Annotated in this window: 4 protein-coding genes and 1 pseudogene; 2 read left to right on the forward strand and 3 right to left on the reverse strand. The window is 70.1% G+C overall.

The annotated features are described in order from the left end of the window. Positions 1 to 589: hypothetical protein (locus tag Q0C81_RS15800; protein ID WP_291840076.1), on the forward strand; the 589-nt coding region annotated here is incomplete at its 5' end. Between the two features lie 68 nt (positions 590 to 657). Here Q0C81_RS15800 and acs read toward each other — a convergent pair. Beyond that, positions 658 to 2,598: an acetate--CoA ligase gene (gene acs, locus Q0C81_RS15805; RefSeq protein ID WP_291840079.1), complete on the reverse strand. Its 1,941-nt coding sequence runs from the start codon at positions 2,596 to 2,598 to the stop codon at positions 658 to 660. 167 nt (positions 2,599 to 2,765) lie between these two features. On the opposite strand from acs, the gene Q0C81_RS15810 reads away from it, so the two are divergent. Further along, entirely contained in the window at positions 2,766 to 4,055 is a 1,290-nt protein-coding gene (locus Q0C81_RS15810; protein ID WP_291840082.1) for a cystathionine gamma-synthase family protein, read from the forward strand. A gap of 19 nt (positions 4,056 to 4,074) precedes the next feature. Here Q0C81_RS15810 and Q0C81_RS15815 read toward each other — a convergent pair whose 3' ends face one another. Both Q0C81_RS15815 and Q0C81_RS15820 read right to left on the reverse strand, forming a co-directional pair. Beyond that, positions 4,075 to 4,860, reverse strand: coding sequence for a hypothetical protein (locus tag Q0C81_RS15815; protein WP_291840084.1), 786 nt, complete (start codon positions 4,858 to 4,860; stop codon positions 4,075 to 4,077). A gap of 14 nt (positions 4,861 to 4,874) precedes the next feature. Next, positions 4,875 to 5,099, reverse strand: a pseudogene (locus Q0C81_RS15820) (MFS transporter); the annotation flags it as partial.

Below are 5,099 nucleotides of genomic sequence, written 5' to 3' on the forward strand. Positions count from 1 at the left end.
CGAGGGCGCCGGCTGGCGGATCATCGACAACACCGCCGGCCGCGACGGATCGATCCTGGCCACCAGCATCGAGGTCCTCGAGTTCGGAGACCGCTCCACCCGCGACCTGACCCCGCCCGCCGCCCCCGCCGACGTCGGCGATAAGGACCAGGGCGCCGACGCCCTGGTCTCGCCGCTCGTCGCCGACGACTTCCTGCTGGGCGGACCGCAGGTCCAGCCGGTCGCGCCGTCGGCCGACACGGTCAAGATCGTCGACGCCGGACCGCAGGTCCTGCCGGCCGACGTCGAAGCGCCGGCCGCCAAGGCGACCGTGGACATGCCCCTGGTCCTGCCGGGCGTGCTGGACGACGGCTTCGTGAACTACAAGGCCATCGGCGACGGTCCCCTGGTCCTGCCGTCGGAGGTCGGAGACCGTCTCATGATGGAGCCGGCCGGCTTCTTCGGCGGCCTGGAAAGCCATGCCTTCCAGTTCAACCCCGGCTCGGCGATCGACTTCTGGAACCTGGAGCACGAGATGCAGCGCGCCCTGGATGATTTCCAGGGCCGGTCGCACACCGGCAGCCCCGCGGATCACGATCCCTGGGGCTGAGCCTGATCTCTCCGTGACCTGTGAACCGCCGCCGGACCTCCGGCGGCGGTTTTCGTTTCAGGCGCCGCTCAGCCGCCGGCGCGGTTCTTCACCAGATCCTCGACCACCGACGGATCGGCCAGGGTCGAGGTGTCGCCCAGCGATCCGACCTCGTTCTCGGCGATCTTTCTCAGGATCCGGCGCATGATCTTGCCCGAGCGGGTCTTGGGCAGGCCCGGGGCCCACTGGATCACGTCCGGGGCCGCGATCGGCCCGATCTCCTTGCGGACGTGGGCGATCAGCGCCTTGTGCAGGTCCACGGTCGGCTCCACCCCCTTGTTCAGGGTGACGTAGGCGTAGATGCCCTGGCCCTTGATGTCGTGCGGGAAGCCGACCACCGCCGCCTCGGCCACGTCGTCGTGCAACACCAGGGCGCTTTCGACCTCGGCGGTGCCCATGCGGTGGCCCGAGACGTTGATCACATCGTCCACCCGCCCGGTGATCCAGTAATAGCCGTCCTCGTCCCGGCGGCAGCCGTCGCCGGTGAAATACTTGCCCGGATAGGCGCTGAAATAGGTGTCGAAGAAGCGCTGGTGATCGCCCCAGACGGTGCGCATCTGCCCCGGCCAGCTGTCGGTGATGACCAGATTGCCCGAGGTCGCGCCCTCCAGCACCGCGCCGTCCGCGTCCACCAGCTGCAGCTCGACGCCCGGCAGGGGCTTGGTCGCCGAGCCGGGCTTCAGGTCCGTCGCGCCGGGCAGGGGCGAGACAAGCACCCCGCCGGTCTCGGTCTGCCACCAGGTGTCCACGATCGGGCAGCGGCCGTCGCCGACCACCTCGTGATACCAGCGCCAGGCCTCCGGATTGATCGGCTCGCCGACCGTGCCGAGCAGGCGCAGCGATGAGCGGCTGGTCGCCTGCACCGGCCCGTCGCCCTCGCGCATCAAGGCCCGCAGCGCCGTCGGGGCGGTGTAGAAGATCTCGACCTGGTGCTTGTCCACCACCTGCCAGAAGCGGCTGACCGTCGGATAGTTGGGCACGCCCTCGAACATCAGGGTCGTCGCGCCGTTGGCCAGCGGGCCGTAGACGCAATAGCTGTGGCCGGTGACCCAGCCTACGTCGGCGGTGCACCAGAAGACCTCGCCGGGCCGGTAGTCGAACACCAGCTCGTGGGTCCAGGACGCCCAGAACAGATAACCGCCCGTGGTGTGCAGCACGCCCTTGGGCTTTCCGGTCGAGCCCGAGGTGTAGAGGATGAACAGCGGATCCTCGGCGTTCATCGGCTCGCACGGGCAGTCGTCGCCGACGCCCTGCCTGGCCTCGCCGTAGGCAACGTCGCGGCCCTCGACCATCGGCACGTCGGCGTGGGTGTGCGAGACGACCAGCACCTTGTCGACCGCCACCTTCTCCAGCGCCGCGTCGACATTGGCCTTCAGCGGCACCCGCTTGCCGCCGCGCATCCCCTCGTCGGCGGTGATCACGATCTTGGAGCCGCAGTCCTCGATCCGCCCCGCCAGACTGTCCGGCGAGAAGCCGCCGAAGACGACCGAATGCACGGCCCCGATCCGCGCGCAGGCCAGCATGGCGACCGCCGCGGCCGGGATCATCGGCAGGTACAGGGTGACGCGGTCGCCCTTCACCACCCCGAGGCCCTTCAGCACATTGGCCATGCGGCAGACTTCGGCGTGCAGCTCGCGATAGCTGAGCTTGCCCGACTGGGTCGGTTCGTCGCCCTCCCAGATAATCGCGGTCTCGTCGCCGCGCGTCTCCAGGTGCCGGTCCAGGCAGTTGTACGCGACGTTCAGCACGCCGTCCTCGAACCAGCGGATGTGGAAGTCCGCCTTTTGGAACGAGACGGCCTTGATCACCGACGGCGTCGTCATCCAGTCCAGCCGGCGGGCCTGCTCGCTCCAGAAGGCGTCCGGCGTCTCGCGCGCCGCGACCCGCGCCGTCTCATAGCCCGCCTTGGTCATCCGGGCGCGCTGGGCCCATTCGGACGGGACGGGATAGAGTTCGGGGTCGGTCGTCATGGGCGGCTCCTCGCGTCGGATCGCCCACGTTAGGCCGACAGCCGAGGCAAGGGGAAGCGCCGACTCCCGCGCCTCGCTCCGGCGCCGCTGGCGAACCTCGACCGGATCACGTATCGCGACGCCAAGGGACAAGGGCGCCGCCAGACGCGCCCATCAGGAGATGACCCATGACCTACCGCCACCGCGCCCGCACGCTCGGGAACCGCACGCTCGCGCCCGAAACCCTGATGATGGGCTTCGGCTATGATCCCGCCCTGTCGGAAGGCTCGATCAAGCCGCCGGTCTTCCAGACCTCGACCTTCGTGTTCCGCTCGGCCGAGGACGGCAAGCGCTTCTTCGAGGTCGCCTACGGTCTGCGCGAGAAGGATCCGGAAGAGGCGCTGGGCCTGATCTATTCGCGGATCAACAACCCAAATCTCGAAATCCTCGAGGACCGTCTGGCGGTCTGGGACGCCGCGGACAAGGCGCTGGTCTTCTCCAGCGGCATGGCGGCCATCTCGACCACCATCCTGGCGCTGAGCCGGCCCAATGACGTGGTCATCTACACCGCCCCGGCCTATGGCGGCACCGAATACCTGTTTGACCGCATCCTGCCGCGCATGGTCGTGGAGACGATCAGCGTGTCGGAATGCGACGGCGGCCGGACCCTGGTCGACGCCATCCCCGAAGCGGCCGCGCGTGCGGCGGCGCGCGGCGGACGGCTGGCGGCGGTCTATGTCGAGACCCCGGCCAACCCCACCAATCAGCTGATCGATCTGCGCGCCGCCGCCGACGCCATCCGCGCCCTCGGCCAGGCCGAGCCGCCGCCGCTGGTGGTCGACAACACCTTCCTCGGCCCCCTGTGGCAGAAGCCGTTCGAGCATGGCGCGGACCTAATCCTCTACTCCCTGACCAAATACGTCGGCGGCCATTCGGATCTGATCGCCGGCGCCTGCCTGGGGCGCGCGGACCTGATGGGTCGGGTGGCGGAGATGCGCACCATCTGCGGCACGATCACCGACGCCCACACCGCCTGGTTGCTGACTCGCAGCCTGGAGACCCTGCAGATCCGCATGGAGCGGTCGCAGCAGAACGCCTCGGAACTGGTCCGGCGCCTGCGCGGCCATCCCAAGATCGAGGCGGTGCTCGACGCGGGCGGCGCGGAAAGCTCGGCCGAACAGCAGGCGATCTTCAGCCGCCAGTGCTCGGGCGCCGGATCGACCTTCTCGTTGCGGCTCAAGGGCGGCGAGGCCGAGGCCTTCCGGATGCTCAACGCCCTGCAGCTGTTCAAGCTGGCGGTCAGCCTCGGCGGGACCGAGAGCCTGGTCTCCCACCCGTCCAGCACCACCCACTCGGACTACACCGCCGAGGCCAAGGCCCGCTGCGGCATCGGCGACAACCTGGTGCGTCTGTCGGTCGGCATCGAGAATGTCGAGGACCTGTTCGCCGACCTGTCCCAGGCGCTGGACGCGGTCTGAGGCGTCGTGCGGGGCGGGATCAGGCGCGCGGCAGGGCGGCGGCCCAGGCCTCGCGCCTTGGCCCTTCATAGGCCTGCAGCGCCGGCGCCAGCTCCTCGACCAGGGGGCGGGCGTCCCAGTCCATCGGCAGGAGCGGGTCGCCGGCGATGGCCCTGACGACGGCCGCGCCCAGCGTCAGGCTCTCGCGCGCCGCCGCCGAGGGGGGCAGCGACCCCAGCTGTTCCGAACTTCGCGCCAGGCGGGCGAGAAGCGCCTTGCGCGCCTCGCCCATGCCCGACACGTCCCAAAGCGACGCGGCGGTCCGCGTGACGGCGCCGTCCAGCCGGTCCAGGCGCGCGGTGAACAGCGTCGGAGGGACGCCGGCCTCGCGCAACCGGTCCCGGCAGGCGTCCAGTCCGCCGACGATGGTGTCGGGCCGCAGCCAGAAGCCTTCGGCGGTCCGGCGGAAGCCTTCGACCTGAAGCGCCTCTGCGGCGGCCGGGGCGTCCGCCGCCAGCAGCCAGCAGCCGGTCCACACCCGGCGGCGGAACACCGTCTCGCGCCATTGCCGCAGACGCCGGGCCGAGACCGCGTCCGGTCCGCTTTCAACGAAGGACCCGTCTTCCGTCCGCGTCAGCCGGCCTTCGCTGACCAGCCGCGCGGCGGCGTCGGTCATTGCGGCCGCCGACTGGTCGAAAACGGCGCCGGCCGCTGTCAGCTCGTCGGAGGACGCGCGGGCGTCGTCCGCCATCAGCAGCAGGTCGAGGATCAGCGCGCCGGGATCCGTGGACGGGGCGCCGCCGGGATCGGGGTCGGTGGTCCTCATGACGGCGCGCTCCTTCAGGCGTGGATGTCGACGTCCTTGCGATCCCGGATCAGCAGTCCGCCGACGACGACCGTCAGCAGGGCCACCACGATCGGGTACCAGAGGCCGTAGTAGATGTTGCCCGTGGCCGCGACCATGGCGAAGGCCGTGGTCGGCAGCAGGCCACCGAACCAGCCGTTGCCGATGTGATAGGGCAGGGACATGGAGGTGTAACGCACGCGGGTGGGGAACATTTCCAC

The sequence above is a fragment of the Brevundimonas sp. genome, assembly GCF_023259385.1.
Taxonomy (GTDB): domain Bacteria; phylum Pseudomonadota; class Alphaproteobacteria; order Caulobacterales; family Caulobacteraceae; genus Brevundimonas.

Excerpts from the sequence above, each read along its gene's own strand:
- acs (WP_291840079.1), bottom strand. The coding sequence starts at position 2,598 with ATGACGACCGACCCCGAACTCTATCCCGTCCCGTCCGAATGGGCCCAG.
- Q0C81_RS15810 (WP_291840082.1), top strand. The coding sequence starts at position 2,766 with ATGACCTACCGCCACCGCGCCCGCACGCTCGGGAACCGCACGCTCGCG.
- Q0C81_RS15815 (WP_291840084.1), bottom strand. The coding sequence starts at position 4,860 with ATGAGGACCACCGACCCCGATCCCGGCGGCGCCCCGTCCACGGATCCC.